The sequence below is a fragment of the Thermus albus genome (genome assembly GCF_022760855.1).
GTDB classification, from domain to species: Bacteria; Deinococcota; Deinococci; order Deinococcales; family Thermaceae; genus Thermus; species Thermus albus.
Genome location: NZ_JAKTNR010000003.1, coordinates 224,522 through 251,518, shown reverse-complemented (window position 1 = coordinate 251,518; position 26,997 = coordinate 224,522). Strand labels below are relative to the sequence as shown.

26 protein-coding genes and 3 tRNA genes are annotated in these 26,997 nt (G+C 64.1%); 12 read left to right on the top strand and 17 right to left on the bottom strand.

Annotated elements, in window-relative coordinates; translation table 11 throughout:
* Positions 1-87: 87 nt before the first annotated feature.
* The 3 genes from treS to L0D18_RS05085 are packed head-to-tail and all read right to left on the bottom strand — an operon-like array spanning position 88 to position 5,058.
* Positions 88-3,003, bottom strand: coding sequence for a maltose alpha-D-glucosyltransferase (gene treS, locus L0D18_RS05095; protein ID WP_243027766.1), 2,916 nt, complete (start codon positions 3,001-3,003; stop codon positions 88-90).
* A gap of 19 nt (positions 3,004-3,022) precedes the next feature.
* Positions 3,023-3,712: a trehalose-phosphatase gene (otsB, locus tag L0D18_RS05090; RefSeq protein ID WP_243027765.1), complete on the bottom strand. Its 690-nt coding sequence runs from the start codon at positions 3,710-3,712 to the stop codon at positions 3,023-3,025.
* The gene (locus tag L0D18_RS05085) at positions 3,709-5,058 is read right to left on the bottom strand and encodes an alpha,alpha-trehalose-phosphate synthase (UDP-forming) (RefSeq protein WP_243027764.1); all 1,350 of its coding nucleotides are present in this window, start codon (positions 5,056-5,058) and stop codon (positions 3,709-3,711) included. The genes otsB and L0D18_RS05085 overlap by 4 nt, the downstream gene beginning before the upstream one ends.
* Before the next feature lie 185 nt (positions 5,059-5,243).
* Between L0D18_RS05085 and L0D18_RS05080 the strand changes: the two genes are divergently transcribed.
* Genes L0D18_RS05080 through L0D18_RS05065 form a run of 4 tightly spaced genes read left to right on the top strand, consistent with a single transcriptional unit; the run spans position 5,244 to position 8,860 of the window.
* Positions 5,244-6,830 (top strand): alpha-amylase family glycosyl hydrolase, encoded by a 1,587-nt coding sequence (locus L0D18_RS05080; RefSeq protein ID WP_243027762.1) that lies wholly within the window; start codon positions 5,244-5,246, stop codon positions 6,828-6,830.
* Between the two features lie 5 nt (positions 6,831-6,835).
* Positions 6,836-7,480: a class I SAM-dependent methyltransferase gene (locus L0D18_RS05075; protein WP_243027759.1), complete on the top strand. Its 645-nt coding sequence runs from the start codon at positions 6,836-6,838 to the stop codon at positions 7,478-7,480.
* Positions 7,471-8,232 (top strand): YkoF family thiamine/hydroxymethylpyrimidine-binding protein, encoded by a 762-nt coding sequence (locus L0D18_RS05070; RefSeq protein ID WP_243027757.1) that lies wholly within the window; start codon positions 7,471-7,473, stop codon positions 8,230-8,232. The genes L0D18_RS05075 and L0D18_RS05070 overlap by 10 nt, the downstream gene beginning before the upstream one ends.
* Before the next feature lie 46 nt (positions 8,233-8,278).
* Entirely contained in the window at positions 8,279-8,860 is a 582-nt protein-coding gene (locus L0D18_RS05065) for a DJ-1/PfpI family protein (protein WP_243027756.1), read from the top strand.
* Positions 8,861-9,106: 246 nt separating this feature from the next.
* On the opposite strand, the gene L0D18_RS05060 is transcribed toward L0D18_RS05065, so the two are convergent.
* Together L0D18_RS05060 and lnt are read right to left on the bottom strand one after the other, a co-directional pair.
* A tRNA-Leu gene (locus L0D18_RS05060) sits at positions 9,107-9,194 on the bottom strand.
* Positions 9,173-10,501 (bottom strand): apolipoprotein N-acyltransferase, encoded by a 1,329-nt coding sequence (gene lnt / locus L0D18_RS05055; RefSeq protein WP_243027754.1) that lies wholly within the window; start codon positions 10,499-10,501, stop codon positions 9,173-9,175. Before lnt ends, L0D18_RS05060 begins: the two co-directional genes overlap by 22 nt.
* Before the next feature lie 69 nt (positions 10,502-10,570).
* Here lnt and L0D18_RS05050 point away from each other — a divergent pair, with 69 nt between their 5' ends.
* Entirely contained in the window at positions 10,571-11,275 is a 705-nt protein-coding gene (locus L0D18_RS05050; protein ID WP_243027753.1) for a metallophosphoesterase family protein, read from the top strand.
* Here the strand turns inward: L0D18_RS05050 and queG are convergent.
* Positions 11,183-12,331: a tRNA epoxyqueuosine(34) reductase QueG gene (gene queG, locus L0D18_RS05045; RefSeq protein ID WP_243027751.1), complete on the bottom strand. Its 1,149-nt coding sequence runs from the start codon at positions 12,329-12,331 to the stop codon at positions 11,183-11,185. The genes L0D18_RS05050 and queG overlap by 93 nt on opposite strands.
* Positions 12,332-12,380: 49 nt before the next feature.
* Between queG and L0D18_RS05040 the strand changes: the two genes are divergently transcribed.
* The 5 genes from L0D18_RS05040 to L0D18_RS05020 all read left to right on the top strand — a co-directional run bounded on the left by L0D18_RS05040 (position 12,381) and on the right by L0D18_RS05020 (position 15,756).
* Positions 12,381-13,379 (top strand): homoserine dehydrogenase, encoded by a 999-nt coding sequence (locus tag L0D18_RS05040; protein ID WP_243027749.1) that lies wholly within the window; start codon positions 12,381-12,383, stop codon positions 13,377-13,379.
* Positions 13,380-13,383: 4 nt separating this feature from the next.
* Positions 13,384-13,944 (top strand): Uma2 family endonuclease, encoded by a 561-nt coding sequence (locus L0D18_RS05035; protein ID WP_243027747.1) that lies wholly within the window; start codon positions 13,384-13,386, stop codon positions 13,942-13,944.
* Positions 13,945-14,077: 133 nt separating this feature from the next.
* Entirely contained in the window at positions 14,078-15,133 is a 1,056-nt protein-coding gene (thrC, locus tag L0D18_RS05030) for a threonine synthase (RefSeq protein WP_243027745.1), read from the top strand.
* Between the two features lie 12 nt (positions 15,134-15,145).
* Positions 15,146-15,460, top strand: a complete 315-nt coding sequence (locus tag L0D18_RS05025; protein ID WP_243027744.1) for a hypothetical protein — start codon at positions 15,146-15,148, stop codon at positions 15,458-15,460.
* The gene (locus L0D18_RS05020) at positions 15,460-15,756 is read left to right on the top strand and encodes a hypothetical protein (protein WP_243027743.1); all 297 of its coding nucleotides are present in this window, start codon (positions 15,460-15,462) and stop codon (positions 15,754-15,756) included. The genes L0D18_RS05025 and L0D18_RS05020 overlap by 1 nt, the downstream gene beginning before the upstream one ends.
* Here the strand turns inward: L0D18_RS05020 and L0D18_RS05015 are convergent.
* Both L0D18_RS05015 and L0D18_RS05010 read right to left on the bottom strand, forming a co-directional pair.
* Positions 15,729-16,067, bottom strand: a complete 339-nt coding sequence (locus tag L0D18_RS05015) for a hypothetical protein (RefSeq protein WP_243027742.1) — start codon at positions 16,065-16,067, stop codon at positions 15,729-15,731. The genes L0D18_RS05020 and L0D18_RS05015 overlap by 28 nt on opposite strands.
* Positions 16,060-17,499, bottom strand: coding sequence for an ATP cone domain-containing protein (locus L0D18_RS05010; RefSeq protein ID WP_243027741.1), 1,440 nt, complete (start codon positions 17,497-17,499; stop codon positions 16,060-16,062). Before L0D18_RS05010 ends, L0D18_RS05015 begins: the two co-directional genes overlap by 8 nt.
* Positions 17,500-17,582: 83 nt before the next feature.
* Here L0D18_RS05010 and L0D18_RS05005 point away from each other — a divergent pair.
* Both L0D18_RS05005 and L0D18_RS05000 read left to right on the top strand, forming a co-directional pair.
* Positions 17,583-17,657, top strand: a tRNA-Cys gene (locus L0D18_RS05005).
* A gap of 7 nt (positions 17,658-17,664) precedes the next feature.
* Positions 17,665-17,741, top strand: a tRNA-Val gene (locus L0D18_RS05000).
* 33 nt (positions 17,742-17,774) lie between these two features.
* Here L0D18_RS05000 and ttuA read toward each other — a convergent pair.
* From ttuA to L0D18_RS04955, 9 genes are all read right to left on the bottom strand, one after another.
* Entirely contained in the window at positions 17,775-18,737 is a 963-nt protein-coding gene (gene ttuA, locus L0D18_RS04995) for a tRNA-5-methyluridine(54) 2-sulfurtransferase (protein ID WP_243027740.1), read from the bottom strand.
* A complete protein-coding gene (locus L0D18_RS04990) occupies positions 18,727-18,948 on the bottom strand; it encodes a MoaD/ThiS family protein (protein WP_243027739.1) in 222 nt (73 codons plus the stop codon). Before L0D18_RS04990 ends, ttuA begins: the two co-directional genes overlap by 11 nt.
* 4 nt (positions 18,949-18,952) lie before the next feature.
* Positions 18,953-20,089 (bottom strand): acetoin utilization protein AcuC, encoded by a 1,137-nt coding sequence (locus L0D18_RS04985; RefSeq protein WP_243027738.1) that lies wholly within the window; start codon positions 20,087-20,089, stop codon positions 18,953-18,955.
* Positions 20,083-20,709 carry a CBS and ACT domain-containing protein gene (locus tag L0D18_RS04980; protein ID WP_243027737.1) on the bottom strand — a complete coding sequence of 209 codons (627 nt, stop codon included), beginning with the start codon at positions 20,707-20,709 and terminating at the stop codon, positions 20,083-20,085. The genes L0D18_RS04985 and L0D18_RS04980 overlap by 7 nt, the downstream gene beginning before the upstream one ends.
* A 48-nt stretch (positions 20,710-20,757) precedes the next feature.
* Positions 20,758-21,741: an ABC transporter ATP-binding protein gene (locus L0D18_RS04975; protein ID WP_243027736.1), complete on the bottom strand. Its 984-nt coding sequence runs from the start codon at positions 21,739-21,741 to the stop codon at positions 20,758-20,760.
* Positions 21,738-22,757, bottom strand: coding sequence for an ABC transporter ATP-binding protein (locus L0D18_RS04970; protein WP_243027820.1), 1,020 nt, complete (start codon positions 22,755-22,757; stop codon positions 21,738-21,740). The genes L0D18_RS04975 and L0D18_RS04970 overlap by 4 nt, the downstream gene beginning before the upstream one ends.
* A gap of 72 nt (positions 22,758-22,829) precedes the next feature.
* Entirely contained in the window at positions 22,830-24,185 is a 1,356-nt protein-coding gene (locus L0D18_RS04965; RefSeq protein WP_243027734.1) for an ABC transporter permease, read from the bottom strand.
* A gap of 8 nt (positions 24,186-24,193) precedes the next feature.
* Entirely contained in the window at positions 24,194-25,177 is a 984-nt protein-coding gene (locus L0D18_RS04960) for an ABC transporter permease (RefSeq protein ID WP_243027732.1), read from the bottom strand.
* A 55-nt stretch (positions 25,178-25,232) separates the two neighbouring features.
* A complete protein-coding gene (locus L0D18_RS04955; protein WP_243027731.1) occupies positions 25,233-26,984 on the bottom strand; it encodes an ABC transporter substrate-binding protein in 1,752 nt (583 codons plus the stop codon).
* Between the last annotated feature and the right edge of the window lie 13 nt (positions 26,985-26,997).

Genomic DNA, 26,997 nt, shown 5'->3' with positions numbered 1-26,997 from the left:
CTCCCACCCCTAAAGGGGTGGGCTTTTCCGGCGGGTGCTCGTAAGGATCCTTCCTGGGCCTCATCGGGTTAGCGGATTTCCCCTACTTTAGGCTGGTGCCTCCCAATCTCCAGCCTTTTCCTGCCACCGCCTGAAGACCCTTTCCCGGCTCAGCCTTTCCTCCCGCAAGGCCTGTTCCTGGGCTAGGGCCAGCATGACCTGGGGAAACCGATCCATGGCCTCTAAAACCCTTTGGTCGGTCTCCTGGTAAGCCTGAAAGAGTGCTTCCTCCAGGAAATCGGCAGCAAGGGCTAGCCAACCCTCCGCCTCCGGCACCTCTTCCGCGGAAAAGAAAAGGGCCCGCTCCAGATCGTAGGCCAGCCGGGAAAGGTCCATAAGGGGCAAGCCCCTGGATTCCCTTCCCAGGGCTACAAGGAAAACCTCCCCTTCCACCTCCACAAACGCCCCCAGGCCGCGGTTTAAAAGGGGTACCCCATCCCCTTCCCCCTCTACCTCGCGCAAGGCCCGGTGCAAGAGGGCAAGCCGTACCCCCAGGAGCCGGGCCAGGGCCTCGAGCTCCTTGAAGGCCTCCGCCAGAAGGCCCAAGGCCCCTTCCCCAACCGGATGGTCCTGAAGCCGGGCCAGACCTTCCCGCGCCAGCTTGGAGGCATGGGCAAAGGCCTCCTGGGGCCGACCCGAGGGCAGGGAGCCGGTAAGGGCGAGAACCCGCCGCTCCCGGCCCCGCTCCCAGTAAAGCCCCCCTTGGGGCTTTAGGGCCCAGGGAAAGTCTAAGCGGGGCAGAAGCCGCTCCGTCCGGTCCAATCCCCCGTCCTGGACCAACCCCACCTGGAGCCACACCCCATCCCCAGCCGCCAAACCCGGGCGGAGGAGCTCTAGGGCCTCGGGAACCGGACCCCGGTGGCGCCCTCGATAGTGGGCTTTGAGGCTGCGGCCCTCAAATCCCTGGGCTAGCCTTTTCAGGAATAGGCTGTAAAACTCCGGATCCTGGGAGAGCTCAAAGAGATAGCCCTTCGTTCCCCGAACCCGGGCGAAAAGCCCCGGCCCCTCCATCCCCTGGCGCAGGGCAACGGGCAAGAAAACCTCCTGAACGGTCCCCTCCCCCTCCAGGCGCAAGAGGGTGAGGTACAAGGGGGGCTCTTTGCGGAAACGAAGGGCATCCTTGAGTTCCACCCCCTCAGGCCTTAAGGCCAACCAGGACCGTTCCCTAAGCGCTGCCCCTAAAGCCTTGAGGAAAGCGGCCTGGGCCTCCTCATCCGCGAAGGTATCTATGAAAAGGCTCTCCACGCCACCACGAAGGGACACGGAGGGTAGGGGATGTTCCTTGTCCTCCTCCCCGGGCACTGCCCAGTCGGGAAGGTACAGGCGTTCGGCCTCCTCCTTGGGCCTCAGGGCAAAGAGGCTGAAGCCATGGGGCCCCAGGGCCAAGCGGTAACGGCTCTCCACCGGGGGGAAGGGGTTTTGGGAAAAAAGCTCCACCGGAACCAAACCCTCATACCCCGCCAAAGGTAGATCAAAGGCCTGCGTGTAACGGGAAAGATTGGCCACAACCAGGATCCTTTCCCCCTCGTACTCCCTCTCGTAAGCCAGGATGCGCCGGTTCTCCACGGGCAAAAGGCGCAGGCTTCCCCGGCCAAAGACCTTGGCGTACCGGTTGCGGATGCCCAGGAAGCGGCGGACGAAGTTGAGATGGGAATGGGGGTTTTCCTGCTGGGCCTCCACGTTGACAAAGTGGTAGCTGTAGGGCCCCTCGCTTACAGGGGGAAGAAAAAGGCGGTGATAGGGGGCGCGGGAGAAGCCCGCGTTGCGGTCCGCAGACCACTGCATGGGGGTCCTCACCCCGTTGCGGTCCCCCAAAAAGGGGTTATCCCCCATGCCGATCTCGTCCCCGTAGTAAAGGATGGGGCTTCCCTTGAGGGTGAAAAGGAGCGCGTGAAGAAGCTCAAAGCGGCGCCTATCCCCACCCAGAAGGGGCATAAGGCGGCGGCGGATCCCCAGGTTGATGCGGTACCGGGGGTCAGGGGCGTAGACCTCCCACAGAAACTCCCGCTCCTCCTCCGTAACCTTCTCCAGGGTCAGCTCGTCGTGGTTCCGCAGGAAAAGGGCCCACTGGGCCGCCTCGGGTATGTTTCCCGTCTCCCGGAGCATGGCCTCAATGGGGCCCCGGTCCTCCCGGCGCAGGGCCAGGAAGATCCGCGGCATAAGGGGGAAGTTGTAGGCCATGTGCACCCCGTCCCCCTCGCCAAAGTAGGGCAGGGTCTCCTCCGGCCACATGTTGGCCTCCGCCAGAAGAACCTTTCCCGGACCGTAACGCTCCTCCAGGGCTTGGCGCAACCGCTTTACCGCCTCTATGGTCTCGGGCAGGTTCTCGCAACTGGTGCCCTCCCTTTCGTATAGGTAAGGGACGGCGTCCAGGCGGAAGCCATCCACCCCCATGTCGGCCCAGAAGAACATCACCTGGTGCATGGCCCGTTCCACCTCGGGGTTGTCCCAGTTGAGGTCGGGCTGATGGTGGTAAAACCGGTGCCAGTAATAGGCCCCCGCCACCGGGTCAAAAGTCCAGTTGCTGGGTTCAAAGTCTTGGAAGATGACCCTGACCCCCTGGTACTTCTCCGGGGTTTCGCTCCACACGTAGAAGTCGCGCAACGGACTTCCCGGCTTCCTGGCCTCCTGGAACCAGGGGTGGTCGCTGGAGGTGTGGTTGAGGACCAGCTCAATGAGCACCCGCATCCCCCTTGCATGGGCCTCGTCCAAAAACCTCCGAAAGTCCTCCAGGGTTCCGTGGGCGGGAAGGATCTGATAGTAGTCGGAGATATCGTACCCATCGTCCCGCAGGGGGGACTGGAAAAAGGGCATGAGCCAGAGGGTGTTAACCCCCAGGGCTTCCAGGTAGGGAAGCTTTTGCCTTAGGCCCTCAAAGTCCCCGTAGCCGTCGTCGTTGGCGTCAAAGAAGGAGCGCACATGAAGCTGGTAGATGACCGCATCCTTGTACCAGAGGGGATCCACAGTCCCCAAGTATGCCCCGCTACAAATAAGACCGCAAGTAGGCCAAAACCCCTGCCACGTCCGCAAACCGCTCTTCCGCCACGGTCGGCCCGGGGCCCACCTTGAAGGTGAGCCCCCTCCCCCTTAGGGCCTGGAAGGCCGCCTCATCGGTGGTATCGTCGCCGATATAGACGGGGATATGGCGGGGATGCCTGGCCCAAAGGCGCAACACCGCCTGGCCCTTATCGGCTCCTTTGGGTTTGATCTCCAGAACCTTTTTGCCCGCGAGGACCTCGAGGCCTAACCCCTCTAAAAGGCCCCCATGGCTGGCCAGCCAGGCCCTAAGGCAAGCAAGGGCTCCGCCCTCGTCCCCTGCCCCCCGGTAGTGGAAGGCCAGGGCAAACCCCTTGTCCTCCACCCATACCCCAGGGCAGGAAGGCAGAATCCGGCGGAGGGAACTAAGGTCCACAGGGAGCAAGGGGTGGCTTTCCCCACCCACCTCCCCCTCCTCGAGGCCATGCCCCCCCACCACCCTTAGTCCCGGAAGGGGTAGGAGCCTGGCCAAGTCCTCTACCCGCCTCCCCGTGATCACGTAGAGGGGGTAGCGGGCCATGAGGGCCTTCAGAATCTCCAAGGCCCCCGGGTGGGGAAGGGCCTCCTCGGGCCTTGGGGCTATGGGGGCCAGGGTGCCATCGTAGTCCAGGAGAAAAAGGGGGTTTTCCGCCCTCATCCCGCCTCCAAAGATGCGAGGAAACGTTCCGCCCAGGTCTGGGCGTTCAGGGCCTCGACCCTCGCCTTCAGGGCCAAAAGCCGCTCCTGCCGCTCTCCAGGAGGCATGCGCAACGCCCTGTCCAGGGCTGCGGCCATGCCGTCCAGGTCGTAAGGGTTAACCAAAAGGGCCTCCTTGAGGTACTCCCCCGCCCCGGCCAGGTTGGAAAGGACCAAAACCCCCTCCGAGGCGGTGTAAGCGTACTCCATGGCCACCAGGTTCATCCCGTCCCGCAAGGGGCTAATGAGGGCCACGTCGGCTGCCCGGTAGAAGGCGGCAAGCTCCTCCTGGGTGTAGGTTTGGTAGAAGTAGCGCAGGGGTACCCAGTCCTCTCGGAGAAACGCCCCCAGGATGCGGCCTACCACCTCATCCACCTGGCGCTTGAGCTCCCGGTAAGCGGCCACCTGGGTGCGGCTAGGGGTAGCGATCTGGAAAAAGGCCACCCGGCCCCGCCAATGGGGGTAGGCCTGAAGGAAGCGCTCGTAAGCCAGAAGCCTCTCCCGGATCCCCTTGGTGTAGTCCAGGCGGTCAACCCCCAGGATCAAGCGGTCCACCCCGGCCAGGCGCCGCAGGCTCCTGGCATGCGCCCCCACTTCTGGGCTCTCCGAAAAGTGGTGGAACCTATGGGTGTCGATGCCCATAGGATGGGCCTCCACCCGTACCAGCCGCTCTCCCACCCGTACCCGGTTTTCCTCCACGGCAAAGCCATAGTAGGCGGCGGTGCGCAGGAAGTTCTCCACGTACTCCTGGGTATGGAAGCCCACCAGGTCCGCCCCCAACACCCCCTCCACCAAGGCCCGCCCCCAAGGCAGGATGCGGAAAACCCCGCTGGAAGGCCAGGGGATGTGGAAGAAAAAGCCCAAGGGACCCTGGATCTTCTCCCGTAATAGCCCAGGGAGGAGGAGGAGATGGTAGTCCTGCACAAAGACGGTGTCCCCTTCCCGGTGGATGCGGGCCACCACCTCGGCAAAGCGGCGGTTAACCCGCAGGTAGTCCTGGAAATACTCCCGCTTTAGCTCGACTTTTTCCAGAAAGTAGTGGCAAAGCGGCCACAGGATCCGGTTGGAGAATCCCCCGTAGTAACCTTGCCATTCCCTATCGCTGAGGAAAACCCTTTCCAGCCGGATCCCGGTCTGCCTGGGCTGGGCCGTCCGCCCCCTTTCGCCCCACTCCGCCGCGGCCACCCAGGTCCCCCCCCGGGCCTCGAGGACCGGTAGGAGGGCAGTGGCCAGCCCCCCCACCGCGGGGACCAGACCTTCGGCGGTTATGCGGAAGGGAGCACGGTTGGCCACGATAATCAGGCTCACAAACACCAGTATAATCCCGGTTCCAAATCCACTTTGCACTCAATACATTTCTTGGGAAAGCCTCCCCCGTAAATCCCCCATGCCCGGCCCCACTCCCCTTTTCCGCGTCATGCCGTATACCAAGGCCTCACACCCATGGCGTGGGAACCCTTCCACACCCGGGCCGGAAGCCGTAGACTCCTGGCATGTGGTGGAAGGAAACGGTCATCTACCAGATCTACCCGAGGAGCTTCCAGGATTCCAACGGGGACGGGATCGGGGACCTCGAGGGCATCCGCCGAAGGCTTCCTTACCTGAAGGACCTGGGGGTGGGAACCCTATGGCTTTCCCCCTTCTACAAAAGCCCCATGAAGGACTTCGGCTACGACGTGGCCGACTACTGCGATGTGGATCCCACCTTCGGCACCCTGGCTGACTTTGACCGCCTCCTGGAGGAAGCCCATGCCCTAGGGCTTAAGGTGCTCATAGATCTGGTGCCCAACCACACCTCGGACCAGCATCCCTGGTTTTTGGAATCCCGAGCTTCCCGGCATAACCCCAAAAGGGACTGGTACATCTGGAAGGACCCGGGGCCGAATGGGGGACCCCCCAACAACTGGCAAAGCTTCTTCGGGGGCCCCGCCTGGTCTTGGGACGCAAGGACAGGCCAGTACTACCTCCACCTCTTCCTGCCCGAGCAACCCGACCTCAACTGGCAGAATCCCGAGGTGCGGGAGGCCATCTACGAGGCCATGCGCTTTTGGTTGCGGCGGGGTGTGGACGGCTTTAGGGTGGATGTCCTCTGGCTCCTGGCCAAGGACCCCCTCTTTCGGGATGAGCCGGGAAACCCCGAGTGGCGGCCCGGACTCCCCGATAGGCTGCGCCACCAACACCCCTTCACCGAAGACCAGCCGGAAACCCACGCCTTTGTGCGGGAGATGCGCTACGTCCTGGACCAGTTCAGCCAGCCCGGAAGGGAGCGGGTCATGGTGGGGGAAATCTACCTTCCCCTCCACCGTTTGGTGCGCTACTACCGGGCGGGGTGCCACCTCCCCTTCAACTTCAGCCTGATCACGGAAGGCCTTCCCCATTGGCAACCGGAAAACATCGCCCGCATTGTGGAAACCTACGAAAGCCTCCTCACCCGCTTTGACTGGCCCAACTGGGTCCTGGGAAACCACGACCAGCCCCGGCTGGCCTCGAGGCTAGGGGAGGCCCAGGCCCGGGTGGCGGCCATGCTCCTTTTCACCCTGCGGGGCACCCCTACCTGGTACTACGGGGACGAGCTGGCCCTGCCCGATGGGGAGATCCCCCCGGAAAAGGTGCAGGACCCCGCCGCCTTGAGGCAGAAGGACCGCGCCCCAGCGGGTTATCACAGCCTGGGCCGCGATCCCGAGCGCACCCCCATGCCTTGGGACACCTCCCCCTACGCCGGCTTTTCCACCGCGGAGCCTTGGCTTCCCCTAAACCCCGACTGGCCGGTGCGGAACGTGGCGGTCCAGGAAAAAGACCCCCGGTCCATGCTCCAGCTGGTGAAGCGCCTTATGGCCCTGCGCCGGGATGAAAGCTTCCTCTATGGCCCTTACCGCACCTACCGGGCCGGGGGCGGAGTCTACGCCTACCTGCGGGGGGAAGGCTTCCTGGTGGCCCTTAACTTCACGGACCGGGAAAAAGTTCTGGAGCTTCCCCAGCAGGGCCACGTGGTCCTCTCCACCCATTTGGACCGGGAGGAAGCCACCCCCACCTCCCTTCGCCTGCGGCCCCACGAGGGGGTGGTGGTTCGCCTAAGCTAAAGGGGATGCGGGAGGATCCCTTTGAGCACCTGGCCGAGGCCTACGAGGCCTGGTACGAAACCCCCTTGGGGGCCTTTGCCATCGCGGAGGAGGAAAGGGCCCTTAGGACCCTGCTTCCCCCTGGGGAAAGCCTCCTCGAGGTGGGGGCGGGAACCGGCTACTGGCTTAAGCGCCTCCCCTATCCCAGGAAGGTGGGGCTTGAGCCCTCCTTGGCCATGCTCCGGGTGGGGCAGAAGAGGGTGCCGGAAGCCGCCTGGGTGGCGGGCCGGGGGGAGGCCCTACCCTTCCCCGAGAAAAGCTTTGATGTGGTCCTCCTCTTCACCGTGCTGGAGTTCGTGGAGGATGTGGAAAGGGTCCTTGCCGAGGCCAAAAGGGTCCTGAAGGAGGGGGGAAGCCTCTTGGTGGGGATCCTCGAGGCCCTCTCCCCCTGGGCGGCCCTTTACCGGAGGCTGGGGGAAAGAGGGGTCCCCCCTTGGCAAGGGGCCCGCTTCCTGAGCCGGGAGGACCTGGAGGCCCTTCTAGGCCCCCCACTCCAGGCCAAGGAGGCCCTTTTCCTGGCCCCTGAGGCCCAACCCCCCTTTGCGGAAGCCGACGCCGCAGGCCGACGGGCGGGAAACCGCGGCGCCTTATACTTGGGGAGATGGCGGTAAAGGTCCTTTTCGCCCTCTACCCCCTCCTGCAGGGAGATTATCGGGCGGTGGAAAAGGCCCTCCTGGCTCTGGAAAAAAGCGCCACGACCCACCGGGTTTTTCCCACCCACACGGAACTCTCAGGGGAGGAAGAGGCCGTATTCCAAGCCCTTAAGGCCGCCTTTTTGGCCGCGGGGGAGGAAGGGGCCACGGTGATGTGGGCCCTGTTCACCAACGCCTGCGAGGCCAAGGACCCTTTTCGTAAACCCGAGCGGCTAAAGCGCTTCCCCCCCTTGGAGATAGCCAGGAAGGCCCTAGAGGGCTTGGAGGCCAGAAGCGTTTTGGACATCGGCACGGGCACCGGCATCTTCGCCGAGGCCTTCACCCGCCTGGGCCTATTTACCGTGGGGATAGACCCGCGCTCCGACCGCCTCGAGGTGGCCCGGGCCAAGGTGAAGGAAGCCCACTTTCTGGAAGCCCGCGGGGAAGATCTCCCCTTCCCCAACCAGAGCTTTGACCTGGCCTTTTTCGGTCTAAGCCTCCACCACCTAGACCCCATCCCCGCCCTTAGGGAAGCCGCCCGGGTAGCCCGGCGGGTGGTGGTCCTGGAGTGGCCCTTTCGCCAGGAAGAAGAGGGGCCCCCTCTAGAAAACCGGTTTTCCCCAGAAAATCTCCAAGCCCTGCTGCAAAGGGCCCTGGGAAGTCCACCGAGACTCATCCTGGAGGAAGGCTACACCCTGGCCCTTTGGGAAAAACCCCTTGCGGGAGGTTAGGCCAGGGGGTAAGCTAAAGGGAGCCCTCGAGGCCAGGAGGTGAGGTATGGCGCGCAGGATCCTTTTCTTGGTAGGGGATTTCGTGGAGGACTATGAGGTCATGGTGCCCTTCCAGGCCCTGAAGATGCTGGGCTTTGAGGTGCACGCGGTCTGCCCGGGTAAGCGCTCTGGCCAGAAGGTGCGCACCGCGGTGCACGACTTTGAGGGGGACCAGACCTACTCGGAAAAGCCCGGGCACAACTTCACCCTGAACCACACCTTCGAGGAGGTGGACCCTGCCCAGTACCACGCCCTGGTGGTCCCTGGCGGGCGGGCCCCGGAGTATATCCGCCGGGAGCCCCGGGTATTGGAGATCGTCCGCCACTTCTTTGAGGCCAACAAACCCGTGGCCGCCATCTGTCATGGGCTTCAGGTGCTCACGGCCGCCGGGGTCATGCAGGGGCGGAGGGCCACCGCTTACCCAGCGGTGGGGCCTGAGCTTACCCTGGCCGGGGCCGAGTACGTGGAAGTACCGGTGGACCAGGCCGTGGTGGACGGCAACCTGGTGACCGCCCCCGCGTGGCCAGCCCACCCCGTATGGCTGGCCCGGTTCCTGGAAGTCCTCGGGGTGCGGATAGAAGGGGTCTAATACCACCCCACCCTCGCCCCTGCCAGGGTGGGGGCCCCGGAAAAGCCCTTGGATAGGTGGCACCTCATGTGGAGCTCGGGGAACGAAATACGAGAAAAGGCATAATCCCACCCAGTCCAGCTCGCTTCAGGGAGGGGCCCCGAAGGGGCTTGCTGGTAGGGTTGACCACGGAGGAACTTGGGGGAAGGACGTAGGACAAAGGGGTGCAAAAAACTTAGGGCCGGGCCCCTTGGGCCCGGCCCCTCTTGGTGCCGGGGGCGGGACTCGAACCCGCACGTCCTTAGCGGACAGCAGATTTTGAGTCTGCCGCGTCTACCGGTTCCGCCACCCCGGCGCGCGCATCCTAAGGATAAGGCCCAGAAGGAAAAGCGTCAACGCCACCCCCACCGCCCAGTCCCCATGGCGGACATAGAAGGTGCTACCTTCCCTCAAACCGTAGGGCGCCAGCAAATACCCCTCTCGGTGAGGGGGAATCTCTGCCACCACCCGGCCCCAAGGGTCTATGGCGGCGGTGATGCCGTCATTGCCCGCCCGTAAAAGCCAGCGCCCAGTCTCCACCGCCCTAAGCCGCCCCAAGGCGAAGTGTTGCCTTCCGCCAAAGGAAGGTCCAAACCAGGCGTCGTTGGTGAGGAGAACCAGCACCTTGGCCCCTTCCGAAACCAGGGTGCGGGCAACGGAGGGGAAAACCGATTCGTAGCAGATCATGACCCCGTAGGGTCTGATGGGGGCAAGCCGGCCCCCTGGTGTTCGGTCCCCCAGCTCCCCGAGTCCAAAGGAGCGGAAGAAAAAGGCGTACACCCCCCCTAACCCCTCCCGAAAGGGAAAGCGCTCACCAAAGGGTACCAAGCGGACCTTGTCGTAGTGGCCCAGCACCCTTCCTTCCCAATAGAGGACGGCCCGGTTGGGGCCGTAGAGGTTCACGCCCGTCAAGAGATAGCGGTCTTGTAAAATGGAGTCCACGTCAGGAATCCGCCAAACCGCGGTTTCGGGCCAAACCACCAACCTGGCTTCGGGATGCTGGGCCAAGCCCTCTTGCGTGAGGCGGGGATAGACCCCCTCGCCCAACTCCCCCTGGACCTTGGCCAGGGGGTTGATGTTGCCCTGGACCAGAAGGGCCTTCTCCTCACCCCTCAACGGGGGTAAGGGGAAGAGCCAGAGGACCGCCCATGGTAGGACAAGCCAGTAACGACCTTCCCTAAAGCCCCAAGCGAAGAGCAAAACCAGGAGGGAAAGAAGGTAAACCCCACCCCAAGCAGCCAGCACCCGCCCCGGGGCCTCCACCAGGCTGTAGCCCAGGAAACCCCAAGGGAAGGCCAAGTCCCCCTGCTCCGTGAGCCACTCCAGCACCACCCATCCCCCCACCCGGGCCAAGGGCGAGGGGGTAAGGGCGAAAAGGAGGGCAAACGAAAGGGCTTTTACCAGCACCAAGGGGACGAAGGGCAGGGCCCCTAAGGGGCCGAAAAGTTGGGCGAAGCTTTGGGGAAGCCAGATGAGGTGGAGGCCCCAAAACCCGAGGCCCATGAGAAACCCCGTACGAAAACCACCCGTAAGGAGGAAGGCCAGCACCAAGGGGGCCAAGGGACCAAAGGGAAAGGGAGGCAGGGTCAGGGCCAGAAGGAGACCCAGGAGGAAGGGCCGCACCCATTTAGGATAAGGGGTCACAAGGCAAACTTTCACAAGGCTTTCCCAAGGATGTGCCAGAATGGTTCCGTGCGCCTGGGGGTTATTTCCGATATTCACGCCAACCTGCCAGCCTTGGAGGCGGCCCTCGAGGCCCTGCGGCACCAAGGCGTGGACGAGGTCCTGGTCCTGGGGGACCTGGTGGGCTACGGTCCCCACCCCAAGCAGGTCATCAGGCGCCTCATAAAGGAAGGGCTTTCCGCCATCGCCGGAGCCTGGGACTTGAGGGTGGCCTACCCCCTGCCGGAAGCGCTACCCGAGGGGGTGGGCAAGGCCACTTTGGAATGGACCCGGTCCCAGCTTTCGGAAAGGGAACTCAACTACCTTCGTTCCCTAAGGCTCTCTCACCGCAAAACCTACGGGGGCAACCGCCTTGTGGCCTTCCACGGCACCCCAGGCAACCCCGAAGAGCCCCTGGACCTCCTGGGCCCGGCCGCGGAACTCCTACCCCATCTTGAACGGTACGGGGCCAGGATCCTCCTCTTGGGGGGCCGGCACCTCCCCCTATCCCGCCGCCTGGGCACAGGCCTGGTGGCCGACCCTGGAAGCGTGGGCCTGAGCCTGAGCGGGGAACCCGGGGCCGACGCCATGGTCCTGGACACGGAGGCCCTCGAGGTCCGCTCCCTTAAGGTCCCCTACGACCTAGGCCCCCTCATCTTTGACCTCCGGGCCTGGGAGCTCCCCCCCATCCTGGAAAGGGTCTACCGCACGGGGCGCTTCCCCAAGGAGGATTAAGGCCTCGGCCCTCACCTCCCCATCCGGGTCCTGGAGGAAACCCTCTATGGGCCTCCCCGCCCGGTGGAGGGCGTGGAGGGCGGTGCGGCGAACCAGGGGATGGGGGTCTTTGGCCGCCACCGCCATGAGGCCTTCCCCAAGGCCTAGATTGCTCAACACGATAAGGGCATTCCGGGCCATGCGGGCCCTTCCCGGGCGGGCGAAGGCGGTATCCCCGAACTTGCGCTGAAAGCCTCTTCCCGAAAGGCGGAAGAACGCCTCCAGGTTGGGATGGGCCAGCTCGGGCTCCGGCCGAAAACCCCGCCACACCCAGCCGAACCGGTCCCAGGGGCAGATCTCCTGGCAGAGGTCGCACCCCAAAAGCCAATCCCCCACCCCTGGCCAAAGCCCTGGTGGGATAAAGCCCTTATGCTCCACGGTGAGGTAACCCACGCACCGCCTGGCGTCCAGGGTCCCGTCCCCCAAAAGGGCCCCCGTGGGGCAGGAGGCCAGGCAACGGGTACAGCGCCCACAGCGGTTAGGGTGCGGGGGAGAAGCCTCCACCTCCAAGGAGGTCAGGAGAACCCCGATGAAAGCGTGCACACCCAAGGCCGGGGAGAGAAACATGCCGCTTTTGCCGACCCAGCCCGCCCCGGTAAGGGCGGCCAGGGTGCGCTCGGGGATGGGCCCATGGTCCACGTAACCCCTGGCCTGTACCCCAAGGCTTTGGGCCAGGGCCTCCAGGGCCCTTAGCTCCTCCCCCAGAAGCCGGTGGTAGTCCCGCACCCAGGCGTAGCGGGCCACCCGGCCCACCCTGAGGCCCCCAGGGGGCACCCCGGGATCGGGGAAGGCGTAAGGAGCAAATAGGAGGAGGGCACTCCTGGCCCAGGGGAAGCGAAGCCTTGGGCGGAAGCGGGCCTCCACCCCCCTTTCCAGGTAGGCCATCCCCCCGTGCCTGCCCTCGGCCAAAAAGCGGCGAAAGCGCCCCTCGGCCTCCTCCGGCATGGCCAAGGGGGCCCAGGCGTAGAGGAGTCCCCGCCCCCGAAGGGCTTCCTCCAGGAGTAGGCGCGCCTCCACGGCACCACTTTAGGGCAAGGGCCCGGGAAAAACCGGTATAATCCCCCGCATGGAAGAGGTAAAGATCGCCCTCCTGGGCGGAGGCACGGTGGGCGGTGCCTTCTACGCCCTGGTCCAAGAACGCCTGGAAGACTTCCACGCCCTGGGCTTCTCTCCCAGGTTCCTGGGGGTCTTGGTGCGGGATAGGGCCAAGCCCCGGCCCATTCCCGAGGAGCTCCTCCGCACCGAACCCCCGGACCTCCTACAGGCGGACGTGGTGGTGGAGGCCATGGGCGGGGTAAAGACGCCTTTAGCCCTGGTCCTGCCCGCCCTGGAGGCCGGCACCCCCCTTATCACCGCCAACAAGGCCCTCTTGGCGGAGGCCTGGGAGGCCTTACGCCCCTTTGCCGAGGAAGGCCTCATCTACCACGAGGCCAGCGTCATGGCCGGGACCCCCGCCCTTTCCTTTCTGGAAACCCTAAGGGGAAGCCGGCTTTTGGAACTCCACGCCATCCTGAACGGCACCACCCTCTACATCCTGCAGGAGATGGAAAAGGGGAAGACCTACGGGGAAGCCCTCCTCGAGGCCCAGCGCCTGGGCTACGCGGAGGCCGACCCCACCCTGGACGTGGAGGGCATAGACGCCGCCCACAAGCTCACCCTCCTGGCCAGGCTCCTTGTGGACCCGGCCTTTCCCTTCCAAGAGGTGGAAGCTAGGGGCATTACCCGCCTCGCCCCAGAAATCCTCAAAGAGGCCAAGGCCTCTGGGGAGAAGGTACGGCTGGTGGCCAGCCTCTTTGGGGAAGGGGGGCGCTGGCGGGCGGTGGTGGCCCCCAGGCGCTTGCCCCAGGACCACCCCCTGGCCCGGGCCCAAGGCAACATCCTCTGGGTGCGAAGCCACCCTCTAGGCGAGGCCTACGTCACCGGCCCCGGGGCGGGGGGAGGGGCCACGGCCAGCGGCCTTTTAGCCGATCTTTTCCGCTTCCTCTCCGGGCACCTGGGCCACCTGCCCGCCCCTGCCCCCACCCCCCCCTTGGCGGAGGTAAGCCTTTTGCCCAAGGTAGAATGAGGCTGTGCCCTTCCTGGACCTTCTCCGCCCCGTGAGCGATGAGGAACTTCGCCAGCTTTCGGCCAAGAATCCCGGCTGGCAGCTGGAGCGGTGGAAAGACGGGAGGCTTATCGTGTCGCCGATAGGGAGAGAAAGCGGCTACCTGGAAGCCCTCCTCCTAGGCCAGCTTTACCGCTGGAACCAGCAGAGGGGTTTAGGCCTTGTATTCAGCTCGGCCACCGGCTTCAAGCTTCCCGATGGTTCCCTCCTCTCCCCCGACGCCGCCTTTGTATTCCGGGATCACTGGCTAGGCCTCTCCCCAGAGGAACGGGAGGCCTTCCCCCCCTTAGCCCCAGATGTGGCCTTTGAAATCCGCTCCCGAAGCCAGACCCTGGAGGAACTCCGGCAAAAGGCCAGGGCCTATTTGGCCAACGGCACCCGTGTGGTGGTCCTCCTGGACCCTTACACCCACCGGGTGGAGGTCCACCGCCAAGGAGGCGCGGAGGAGTACCCGGACCCGCAAAGGATTCCCCTAGACCCCGAGCTTCCCGGCTTCACCTTGGACGCCCAGGAGCTCTTCCTCTAGCCCCCCTGATGCCACCTCGCCGTGGTGGGAATCCCGGCTTAGCCCTTCTCCAGGCCAGCTTCAGGGGTACCCAGGATACACCCCAAAAGCATAACCCTTGACGCCTGGGCCCCTTCGGGGGAAACATATCCCCATGCGGCTTTCCCTCATAGAGCGCTACCGGGCCCACCTGCCCGTGTCCTTGAACACCCCCGTGATCTCCCTTTTGGAAGGCTCCACTCCCTTGATCCCCCTGAAGGGCCCCGAGGAGGCCCGGAGGAAAGGCATCCGCCTCTACGCCAAGTTTGAGGGCCTGAACCCCACGGGTAGCTTCAAGGACCGGGGCATGACCCTGGCCGTTTCCAAGGCGGTAGAGGAAGGCGCCCGGGCCGTGGCCGCCGCCAGCACCGGGAACACCGCGGCCAGCGCCGCCGCATACGCCGCCCGGGCTGGGATCAAGGCCATCGTGGTCCTGCCCGCGGGGTACGTGGCCCTGGGCAAGGTGGCCCAAAGCCTGGTGCACGGGGCCCGGATCATCCAGATTGAGGGCAACTTTGACCAGGCCTTAGCCCTCACCAAGGCCCTCACCGAGGCCTACCCCGTGGCCCTGGTGAACTCCCTGAACCCCTACCGCCTCGAGGGCCAGAAGACCCTGGCCTTTGAGGTGGTGGATGAGCTGGGGGATGCCCCCCACTACCACGCCCTACCCGTGGGCAACGCGGGCAACATCACCGCCCACTGGATGGGGTACAAAGAGTACTTCGCTCAAGGCCGGGCCAGCCGCCTTCCCCGGATGCTGGGCTTCCAAGCGGCGGGGGCTGCCCCCCTGGTCCTGGGCCATCCCATAGAGAAGCCGGAGACCCTGGCCACCGCCATCCGCATCGGCAACCCCGCCAGCTGGCAGGGGGCCATCCGGGCCAAGGAGGAGTCGGGGGGTCTGATTGAAGCGGTGACGGACGAGGAGATCCTCGCCGCCTACCGCTACCTGGCGGAGGAGGAGGGCATCTTCTCTGAACCCGCCTCGGCGGCGGCCATGGCCGGGGTGTGGAAGCTCCTAAAGGAAGGGCGGCTGGAACCGGGAAGCACCGTGGTCCTCACCCTTACCGGCCATGGCCTCAAGGACCCGGCCACGGCGGAGAAGGTGGCGGGGCTTCTTCCGCCGGTGCCCGCCACCCTCGAGGCCGTGGCCCAAGCCGCCGGACTCTTGTGATAAGCTTGGGCCATGCCCGAGGCCAAAGACGCCCGTAGGAAGCCCAAAGAACCTTTCCCCGGAGCCTACTACCTGGCAGGGGCCATCACCATCGCCCTCATGCTCCTCTTCCTGGCCCTGGGGGCCACCTTGCCCCCGGGAATAGCCGGGTTTATCGTGGCCTTCGTCCTGGGCCTTACCGTGAACCCCAAGTACGTTCCCTTCTTCCTGATAGCGGGCATGTTCTCGGCCGCCATGGGTTTCTTAGGCCATGAGCCCCAGGTGGCCTGGGGTGGGGTGGCCCTGGTGCTTTCCCAACTCCTGGTAAAGCGCTTTGTGCATAGGTGATGAATCCCAGCCGCCTTTCCCAAAGCCTGGCCCTTCTAGGGGTAGCCGCCTATGCCTACTTCCTTTTCCTCCGCCCCCACCAGGAAGGGATGGCCTTGGCGGTGGGCCTCTTCGTGGGCACCATGGGGGTGGCCTATGGGGAAAAACCCTTCCCCGTTCCCTTCTTCCTGGGCCTATACGGGGTTCTTTTTCTTCTTCAGCTCCTCTTCGGCCACCCCCTTCCCTTCCTCCTGGGTGGGGCGCTGGGGATGGGGCTTCCCTACCTGGTCTACCGCCTGCGGAAACCTGCCAGATAAAGGAGGGCCCCCAGGACCATCCCCTCCCCCAAGGCGGGAAGGTAAAAGGCCAGCTCCCGCACGTCCAGGCGAAGGTAGAGGAGAAGGGGCCAAGGGGTGAGGGCCCAGGCCAGGCCGGGTTGCCCGTAGCCCACCGCCAGGAAAAACCCCATTCCTAGGCCCCGCAGATAGGCCAGCCAGCCTGAACCCCACTCGTTCTGGTACACAAACCAGATCAGGTTCAGCCATATCCCCGAGGCCCAAAAGGGGAGCCGCCCCTTTAGGCGAAACACCAAGGCCAAAAGGAGGAGGAATCCCAAAACCTCAAGCATGCAGTCCCTCCCGCATCCCCTGGGCCTCCAGATAGGCCACCAGGACCTCTAGGGCCTTCTCCACCGCCTCATCCAGGTCCTCGCCCGGGATCACGGGAACCCCCTCCTCCTGGGCCCAACGGAGGAGGTGATCCTGGATAAGCCGGATCTCGTAGAAATGGGTGAGGTACTTCTCCCGAGGCCGGGCATGGGCCGTTTCCCGGTCCCTAAGGAGAAAGCGATCCTGGTGGAGCTTTTCGTCCTGAAGCACCACCAGCATGGGAACCGTGAGCACCCTGTCCCGGTAGGGATGGTCCAGGTAGCGGGGGACCACATGCACCCCTTCCAGCACGATGGAGGTCCCCTCGAGGGCGCTCCGTTCCTGGATGGCCCTAAGGCCCACCGCCACCCGGGCCACCTGGTCCAGAAAGCCCCGCATCACCCGGATTTCGTGGCTTTCTTCCTCAGCCGCGCTGGGCTCGGTTGACAAGGCCTTCCAAGCCTCAAAGGTGGAAAGGTGCAAGGTGGGGAGAAGGTCCTGGGAAAGTGAGGCCCGGAAGACCTCCCGCACCGCATCCGAGGGGACGATGTGGGTGATGCCCAGGCGGTAGGCCAAGGCCGAGGCCAAGACGCTCTTCCCCACCCCGGTGACCCCACCGATGAGGATGTGCACCGGGCGAGCGCTCCGCCTCAGGCTCCTAAGGAGCAGGTACCGCCTGGCCACCTCCTCCCCCGCTTCCTTGAGAAGGGCCTGGTACACCCGTTCCCGAAGCTCATTCCGCCGGATCACCCTGCGCCCCTCCAGGCGCAGGGCCTTTTCCATCTCCCGGGCCAGCCGGTACGCCCGTTCCGGGGAAAACCCAATGCCCATCAGGGATTGCGCCAGGATGCCCTTGGAAAAGGGCATACGGGGCTCACCGCTTTCCTCCTCTACGAAAAGCTCTCCGGCAAAGGCCTGACGCTGGAGGTAGCGCCTGCGGGCCCCTTTGCCCATGGCCCGGCCCACCTCCTGGGCCACCACCTCCTCCAGGCGGCGGGCGGAGATCTGCTTGACCCCTTCCTGCCTAAGGTGCCGTTCCACCTCCTTGGCCAGCTCGTGGGCCTCCTTCAAGGAAAAGCCCGCCTCCTCGAGGCTCCTGGCCAAGAGCCCCTTGGAGAAGGGACGGCGCCTCTTCCCCTGCAGAACCAGGATTTCCTCAAAGGGAAGGGTCTGCCTGGAAAGCCTCCCCGCCACCTCCGCCCCCAGGGCCCGGGCCACCTCCTCCAGGAAGACCTTGCGCAGGAGCCTCGGGGCCACGGCCGAATGCCCTTCCGCCTTCAAACGCTCCTCCACGGTATGGGCCACGGCCTGGGCGGCCTCCAGGGGCACACCCAAGGGCAGAAGGGCCTCCACCAAAAGACCTTTGGATAGAGGCCACCGGCCCCGCCTAAGGCGCACGAAGACCTCAGCCACTCTCTGGCATCATAGCATTTTCCCTATGAGGACGGGCTTCCTTGACAGGGTTTTTCCCCGCGTGCTACCATACCTTACGGCTTGGCGCCGTAGCCAAGTGGTAAGGCAGAGGTCTGCAAAACCTCCATTCGCCGGTTCGAATCCGGCCGGCGCCTCCAGAAGTATGGGCGCGTAGCTCAGGTGGCCAGAGCACTACCTTGACACGGTAGGGGTCGGTGGTTCAAGTCCACTCGCGCCCACCAAAAGCCCCCGGGACCTTCCCGGGGGCTTTGCCCTTAAGGCCTGGCCACCGGCACCCGGGGCTCAAACTCCGCCTCTTCCGGCAAAAGGCGCCGCTTCTTGGCTCGCCGGTACACGGCGTCCCACATGCGGCAAAAGGAACAGACCGCCCCCGTGGTGGGGTAGCCGCAGCGCTCGCAAGCCTTAAGGGAAACCTCCTCGCCCGCCTGGAGCCGGGGCTGGATTTTCTCAAGAAATCCCTCCAGAAAGCGCAGCTTGGCCCCGGGCATCTCCCGCTCCACCAGGTTCAAGGCCTCCTTGTAAAGTAGGCTCTTGGCCCCCTGGGCGTTGGGGCACTCCTCGTGCAGGTAACGGATCCCCCTCAGGAGGGTGTAGGAGAGCACCTCCCGCTCGCTAAAGCGGTAGAAGGGCTTGACCCGGGCTGCCAGGCCCGGCTTCTCGGGCAGCACCGGCCCCTGGCGGACCAGGGCGTCCTCCTGGGGGTTCAGGAGGTTGCCGAAGAGGACCGCCGCCTCGTCGTCCAGGTTATGGCCGGTGGCCACCACCCTAAAGCCCGCTTCCACCGCCACCTGGTTGATGATGTAGCGCTTGGAAAGCCCACAGGCGGAACAGGCCACCCGCCCCGAAAGCTGGGCCAGCTCCGGAACCCCAAAGCCATAGGCCTGGCGCAGGTCCACCACCCAAAGCTCCAGGCCCCGGTCCTGGGCAAAGCGTTGCGTGACCTGAAGGCTCCTCTCCGAGTAGCCCCCAATCCCCAGCTGCAGATGAAGCCCCACCGCCTGGTAACCCAGCCGCCAAAGCACATCCCAAAGGGCCAGGGAATCCTTGCCCCCGGAAACCGCCACCAAAACCCGCTCCCCCGGCCGGAGCATCCGGTGGCGGCGGATGGCCCGCTCGGTTTCCTTGACGAACCACTCCAGGTAGTGCTCCTTGCACAGGGCAAAGCCCCGGTTCCTCAGCTCCACCTGGGCTTTTTGGCCGCAGACCTTACACACCATGGCCGCCCCACCCCTGGCCCCCGGAGATGGCGGAGAGGACCTCGAGGGTCTCCCCTTCCCCCACCCTCTCGTCCAGGGTGAGGAGCTCCTCCCCCCGGATCACCACCACCGTTTCCGGATTCAAGCCCAGCTCCAGGAGAACCTCCCTCAAGGGCCTATCCCCTGGTACCTCCACCTCCTTGCGCTCCGGCAGGCGCAACACCACCTTCATCCCGCTAGTGTACCAGGTGGGGACGCACAAGCTCCATGAGCCTCTCCAGGGTAAGAAGGTTTCGGCGGGCGATCTCCTCCTTGCGGGGGATTTCCGGGTATGGGGCGCGGGGGGCCTGGGGGTCGTGAAGGGTAGGGGTCAAGGGCTTCTCCAGCCGGGCTTGCCACTCCTTAAGCCACCCCTCAGGCAGGCGCTCAGGGAGGGGTAAACCGTGGAAGACCAAGTATAGGAGAGCCCAGACCCTAACCGTGGCATCCAGGCTGTACCCGCCCCCCAAGGTGAAAAGCACCCTTCCCCCCGTGTAGGCCTGGGCGTATTCCAGGATTAGGCGAAGGATTGCCTCATAGGCCCGGGTGGTGAGGAGAAGGTCCGCCAAAGGGTCCTGGTAGTGGGCGTCCGCCCCCGACTGCACCACCAACACATCGGGGCGGAAAGCCCCTAGGGCCCAGGGCACCAGGGCCTCAAAAACCTCCAGGTAGCTTTCGTCCTCGGTAAAGGGCTCCAGGGGAAGGTTCAACTTCCTCCCTACCCCCTCCCCCCGGCCGATCTCGTGGATGTGCCCGGTCCCGGGAAAGAGGTAGCGGCCGGTTTCGTGGAGGCTTAGGGTTAGAACCTCCTTTTCCTCGTAGTGGATCCACTGCACCCCGTCCCCGTGGTGCACATCTATGTCCAGATAGGCCACCCGCAAGCCCGCTTGGGTCAGGTGGCGTATGGCCACGGAGAGATCGTTGTACACGCAAAACCCGCTGGCGCGGTCGTACTGGGCGTGGTGGAGGCCTCCGCCCAGTTGCAGGACCCGCTTCTCCCCGGCCAGGATGCGCCGGGCCCCCTCCAAGGTACCCCCCACCAGGATCCTGGCCGCCCGGTCCATGCCGGGAAAGACCGGGGTATCCCCGGTGCCCAGGCCGTAGTACTCCAAATCCGGCACCCTCTCCCCCCGGCTTGCCGCCTCCACCCGCTTCACCAGGCGCTCAGAGTGCACGGTAAGCACCTCCTCCCGGGTGGCCTCAGGAGGTTCCAAGGGTTGCCGCCACACCCCCAAGGCGTGCAGAAGGGAGGTGAGCATCTCCAGACGCACCGGGCTAAAGGGGTGGCTCGGGCCGAAGTCGTAGAGGCGGTACTCGTCCCGGTAGATCACCATGGCTTCTTGGGGGGCCAGATCACCTCAAAGCCCTCCTGGCGCAGGCCTTCCGCCAGGAGATGGGTCTCCAGGGTGTTCACCCGCACCACCGCCCGCACGAACCCCCCATCCTCGGGGTAGGAAAGCAGGGAATGGATATTGACCCCCCGCTCCGCCAGAAACCCCGTGAGCCGGGCCAGCTCCCCCACCCGGTCGGGGAGGCGGACCTCGAGGCGGCCTGAGGGCTCCGTGACCCCGGTAAGCTTGAGGAGGGCATCCAAAAGGTCAATGCCCGTGACCATGCCCACCAACCGGCCATCCTCCAGCACCGGAAGGCAGCCGATCTTCCCCTCCCGCATCACCCGGGCCGCCTCCTCCACGGGATCTAGAGGGTGGGCGGTAACCACCTTCCGGGTCATGGCCGCCGCCACCGGGGTGGAGCCGGGAAGGGGGCCGCCGGGGTTCAGGTGGCTCATGGCCAACCGTAGGTCCCGGTCGGTGAGGATGCCCACCAGTTTTCCCTCGGCCACCACCGGAAGGTGGCGGATACCCTTTTCCAAGAGAAAGCGGTAGGCCTCCTCCAGGGTCATCCCCGGCTCTACCGTAAGCACGGGCGAGCGCATCACGTCCTTGACCAGCATGGGAAGAGTATACCCCGGCGGGATCCGCCGGGGCCTTCGCCCAAAAACCTACAAGATATCGTCCCGGATGCAGGCCTTGTAGTGGCCCGGACTCACCTCTTTGAGCTCGGGAACCACCTGGGCGCACTCGGGAAGGGCGTAGCGGCACCGGGTGCGGAAGACGCAGCCCGAGGGCGGGTTGATGGGCGAGGGAATATCGCCTTGCAAAACGATTCTTTCCCGCTTCACCGTGGGGTCGGGGATGGGGACTGCCGAGAGCAAGGCCTCGGTGTAGGGGTGCTTGGGATTCCGGTAGAGCTCCCGAGAAGAAGCGATCTCCATCACCTTGCCCAGGTACATCACCGCCACCCGGTCGGAGATGTACTCCACCACCGCCAGGTCGTGGGCGATGAAAAGCAGGGTGAGGCCCAGTTCCTCCTTGAGGTCCTGGAGTAGGTTCACCACCTGGGCCTGGATGGACACGTCCAGGGCGGAAACCGGCTCATCGGCCACGATGAACTCCGGGGCCACCGCCAGGGCCCGGGCGATGCCGATCCTTTGCCGTTGCCCACCGGAAAACTCATGGGGGTAGCGGCGCATGTGGTCCGGGGAAAGCCCCACCAGCTTTAAGAGCTCCGCCACCCTCTCCGTGCGCTCCTGGGGCGTCTTGCCCAGGCCGTGGATGATGAGGGGCTCGGCGATGATATCCCCCACGGTCATGCGGGGGTTTAGGGAGCTAAAGGGGTCCTGGAAGATGATCTGCATCCGCCGGCGGTAGGGGCGGAGCTTGTCCTTGGGCAGGTCGGTGATGTCCTGTCCGTCAAAGAGGATCCGCCCCCCCGTGGGCTCAATGAGGCGGAGCAGGGTGCGGCCCACCGTGGTTTTGCCGCTACCCGACTCCCCCACCAGGCCCAAGACCTCTCCCTTCTTGATGGCAAAGGAAACCCCGTCCACCGCCTTCACACTCCCCACCACCCGGGAGAGGATCCCACCGCGGATGGGGAAGTGCTTCTTGAGGTCCTGGATCTCCAGGAGGACATGGTTTTCCCTCATGCCCGCACCTCCCGGATCTCGCGCCAGCGCACGCACCGCACCTGGCGGCCGTCACCCGTGTCCTCCAAGGGAGGGACCTCCCGATCGCAAAGGCCCTCCACGTAGTGCTTACACCGCGGGTGGAAGGCGCACCCCGGGGGGAGGTACAAGGGGTTGGGTACGTTGCCGGGGATGGCCTCGAGGCGCTCCCTCCGCTCCGCCGCTAAGTCCAGGCGAGGGACGGAGTGGAGGAGCCCCCGGGTGTAGGGGTGCAGGGGGTCTTTGAAAAGGGGTACCACATCCGCCTCCTCCACCGCCCGCCCCGCGTACATCACCACCACCCGGTCCGCCATCTCCGCCACCACTCCCAGGTTGTGGGTGATGAAGAGGATGCTCATCCCGATCTCCTCCTGGAGCTTTTTCATCAGCTCCAGGATCTGGGCCTGGATGGTCACGTCCAAAGCCGTGGTGGGCTCATCCGCAATGAGAAGGGAGGGATTACAGGAAAGAGCCATGGCGATCATCACCCGCTGCCGCATTCCGCCCGACATCTGGTGGGGGTAGTTGGCAAGGCGCTTCTTGGGCTCAGGAATCCCCACCAGGTCCAGCATGTGGGCGGCAAGCTCCAGGGCCTCCTTGCGGCTTTTCCCTTGGTGGAGCATGATGGCCTCGGCAATCTGGTCCCCCACCGTGTACACGGGGTTTAAGGAGGTCATGGGCTCCTGGAAGATCATGGCGATGTCGTTGCCCCTAATCCTCCGCATCTCCGCCTCAGAAAGCCTGGCCAGGTCCCGCGCCTCCCCGTCCTTGCCGCGGAAGAGGATCTCCCCACCCACGATCCTTCCCGGGGGCGTGGGTATGAGCCGCATGATGGAAAGAGCGGTCACGCTCTTCCCCGAACCCGATTCCCCCACCACCGCCAGGGTTTCCCCTTTCTCCACATGGAAGGAAACCCCGTCCACCGCCTTCACCACCCCATCATCGGTGAAGAAGTGGACTTTAAGGTCTCTCACCTCCAGTAGCCGTTTTTCGTCCATGCGCACTCCTTCGGGCACCGCCCTCAAGACACCTCACCCGTTATACGCCATACCCAGTCAAAAGAGAAGGGGCTACCGCCTCCGCCTGGGGTCAAAGGCATCCCGCAAACCATCCCCCACGAAGTTCCAGGCCATGATGGAAACAAAGATGAAAAACCCCGGCCAAAGCACCCAGGGGCGGTCCACAAAACTGGCAAAACCACCCTGTTGGGCCGCTTGCAGGAGAAGCCCCCAGCTGGTGTAAGGCTCCGTGACCCCTAGCCCCAAGAAGGAGAGCCCGCTTTCCCCCAGGATAAAACCCGGGATGGTCAAGGAGAGGCTCACGATGATGTAACTGGCGGTGGCCGGCAACACGTGGCGGGCAATGATCCGAGCATCGGAAGCCCCCAAGGCCCTTGCCGCCTGCACGTAGTCCATCTCCCGCACCGAAAGCACAATCCCCCGCACCACCCGGGCCAACCCGCCCCAGCCGATGAACCCCAATAGGCCCACCACCAGGTAGAAGGTGAAAAGCGGGTCAATGTTGGTAGGGAAAACCGCCCGCAAGGAGATAAGAAGGAAAAGGGTGGGAATAGCGGCGATGATCTCCACCAGGCGCATGATCAGGTTATCCGGGTCCAAGAGGAGGGGCCGGAAAGGCAACGTCTTGAGGAGAAAAAAGGCGAACCACAAAGCCACCCCGGCCGCCAGCAACTGAAGCACTCCAAGGCCGGTGAGGGAGTAGTAGGTCCAAGCCAGGTACAAGGCCCCAAAGGCCAACCCACCCCAGATGGCCCAGGAAATGGGCCCCAAGAGCAAACCCCGTCCCCGCCACGCCCGAAGAGGCAGGGAAAGGGCGAAGGGGCGACCGGAGAAATACCCGGCAATCCCTCCCAGCACCAGCCCCAAAACGAAGGAGACCAGGGCGGAAAGGATGCCAATGGTAAGGGAAACCTGCCCCCCATAGACCAGGCGGCTATAGAGGTCACGGCCAAAGTTATCCGTGCCCATCAAGAAGATGCGGCCTGGGGGATCCACCCCGAAAAGGCGCAAATCGGAACGAAACACCCTGAGGATGGTGTAGGGCTGGTCGGGGGTGCGCACGAAAAACCGCAGGTAGAACTTGCCCTGGGAAGGATCCTCCTCGTAGCGCGGCTGCAAGGAAACGGGGTCAATGCTCCGCTTCGTAGCGTAAACAAAGGGCCGGCTAAGCTTTCCCGTCTCCGGATCCACAAAATGGATGCGGGTGGGCGGGTGGTGCCCCTTAGGGGGGTAAAGCTCGTAATAGTTGGGATCGTAAGGGGTAAAGAAGCCGGCAAAAAGGGCAAAGGTGTAGAGCACCAGAAGGATCCTGAGACCCCAAACCGCCAGCGGGTGCTTGCGGAACTGGCGCAAGGCCACCTGGGTGAGGCTTTGCGATTGGTGGGTTTTGGCAGCAGATGCCCGCATAGAGCCCTCTACTCGTAACGGATCCTGGGGTCCACCCAGGTCAAAAGGAGGTCGGAAAGCAGATTGCCCACCATCAGGAGGATTAGACCTATGGTGAGGAAGCCGGCCACCATGTAAAGGTCTTGTTGCTGCAATGAGTCCAGAAGGAGTGGGGTGATCCCAGGCCAGGCCATGACCACCTCCACCAGCCCCGCCCCCGAAATCAGCCCAGGCAAAATGCCCCCTATGTTGGCCACAAAGGGAATGACGGCGTTCCTAAGGGCATGCTTGTAGACCACGACCCGCTCCGCCAAGCCCTTGGCCCGTGCGGTGCGGATGTAATCCTGGGAGAGCACCTCCAGCATCTGCCCCCGCATGACCCGGGAAAAACCCGCGATGTCACTGGTGGTTACCACGATGATGGGAATCACCGCATGCCAGGCGATATCCAGGATCTTTTTCCAAGGGTCAAACTGCTCAAAGCCGCTACTGGTCATGCCCGAAACCGGAAAGACCATCACCCCCGTGCGGAAGTAGACCTGCAGGATCAGGTACATGAAGATAAGGGCCAGGAAAAAGTTGGGGATGGCCAAGCCAATGTAGGCCAGAAAGGAGATCACCCGGTCCCCCAGGGAATATTGGCGCAAGGCCCCGTAGATCCCTACGGGAATGGCCACCAGGAATAGGAAAAGGGTGGATGGCACCACGATAACCATGGAGTTGACCACCCGAGGCAAAACGATGTCCAGCACCGGGGCCTGGTAAGCGAAGGAATAGCCCAAGTTGAGGTGCAAAAGGTTGTGCATCCAAAGGAGGTACTGCTCATGGACAGGCCGGTCCAGGCCAAACTGGGACCTGAGGCGGGCAATGGTCTCGGGGGTCACCTTGGGGTCCAGCTCCAGCTGGGTCAGGTAGTCCCCGGGGGCCAACTGGATGATGAGGAAGGCCAAAAAGGTCGCCCCAAAAAAGGTGGGCACCAGGTAGAGGATTCGGCGAAGGATGTATGCGGTCATGGCTTCCCAAAGTATCCCCGGGGTCCGCTGACCCCGGGGATACCGTACAACTAGCTCATTTCTTGATGAAGGTCAGCTCCAGCTGCCGCTGGCCCCAGATGCTGCTGATGATGGCATCGGGGTGCTCCCCACCCAGGCGGTTGTTCCAGGCGGGATGGTAGTTGGGGCCGGCGATGTAGATGACGGGAAGAAGCTGGGCCTCAATCTCCTGCATGCGGTAACCGATCTCCACCCGCTTCTTGAAGTCCAGTTCGCTACGGCCACGGGAGTAGAGGGCATCCAGCTGGGTCTCCCTGGGATCCAGGCACTGGCCCGACTTGTTCCACATGTGCAGGTTGCCCTTACAAGGAACCACGTTGCTGCCAAACGGCCAGTCCAGCCCCCCACCGGTAAGGCCGATGATGATGGCGTCAAAGGGCCGGTCGGGACCGGAGGAGAGCAACTGCCCCACCAGGGTGTTGAAGTCAATGGCGGTGAAGTTCACCTTCACCCCCACCTTCTTGGCCTCGTCCACGATGAGCTTGGCAATCTGCTCCCGTTGGGCGTTGCCGGCGTTGGTGGAAAGGTTGAACTCTAGCCTGCGCCCCCTGGCATCCACCAAAAAGCCTTCCCGGTCCTTCCTGGTGAAGCCCAACTCTGCCAGGAGCTTGGCCGCCTCCTGCAGGTTGTACTCGTATTTGGGCACCTTGGGGTTCACCCACTGGGTGAGCACCGGGTAAACGCTGCTGTACATGGGGGTGCCCAGGCCGCCGTAGACGATATCAATCACCGCCTGGCGGTTGACGATGTGGCTCATGGCCCGGCGGAACTTGTCCGAGCGGAAAAGGCTTTGCTTGAAGGGATCCGAGGCCTTGTTCCAGTTGAAGACCATGAACTGGCTGCTGGCCACCGGGGAAGCGTTCACCTTGATGGTGGCGTCCAAACGGCCCTGCTGGATGGCCTGGCGGATCTGGGAGATGTGGTCCACCGTGGAAGGGGCCATCACATCAATGTTGCCCGCCAAGAACTCCGCCAGTTGGGCATTGGTGTCCTTAACGATCCGAATCTCCCGGCGGTCTAGGTAAGGCAGGGGATTCCCCGCCTCGTCCTTGTTCCACTCGCCGAAGGCGGGGTTTCGCTTCAGAACCAGGCGCTCCCCGGGCCGGTAGCTTTCAATGAGCCAGGGCCCACCGGAAACGATGTTCTCCGGCTTTTCGTTGAGGGTCCACATCTTCTTAATGCCCTCAGCCCCCTCCTTTTGGTAGACGGGGCCAAAAATGTGGGCGGGCCAAGGAGTAAAGCTAGCCACGCTAAAGGCCTCGGCATCCGTCTTGGGGTAGATGAAGCGGATGGTGTAGTCGTCTATCTTGCGCAGGGTGATGGGCTTTCCGTCCAGGAAGAAGGAGTCATAGCTGTTGGACCCCACGGCCTTATCGGTGTGGATGCGCCAGGTCATGATCCAGTCGTCGGCGGTGATGGGCTTGCCGTCGGACCACTTCATCCCCCGGCGAATCTTGAAGGTTATCTCCAACTTGTTCGGGCTGATGGTCCAGGACTCGGCCATGTAGGGGATCCAGTCCCCCGTGGTAGGGTCGCGCCGCACCAGGCCAATGGGCCCGGCGAGAAGGCTAGGAACATTGCCCGCCTCCGCCGTGATGAAGGGGTTGAAGGTGCGGTAGTCCGAGATCACCGCTTCCCGAATGGTGCCGCCCCATTTTACCTCAGTAGGCTTGGCCACGGTCCACTTCTGGGGCCAAACAAAAGTCTGGGCGCTGGCCATGCCGACCAGAGCCGCGACGCTCACCAAAACCGCCACAATTTTCCTCATAGCGTTTACCTCC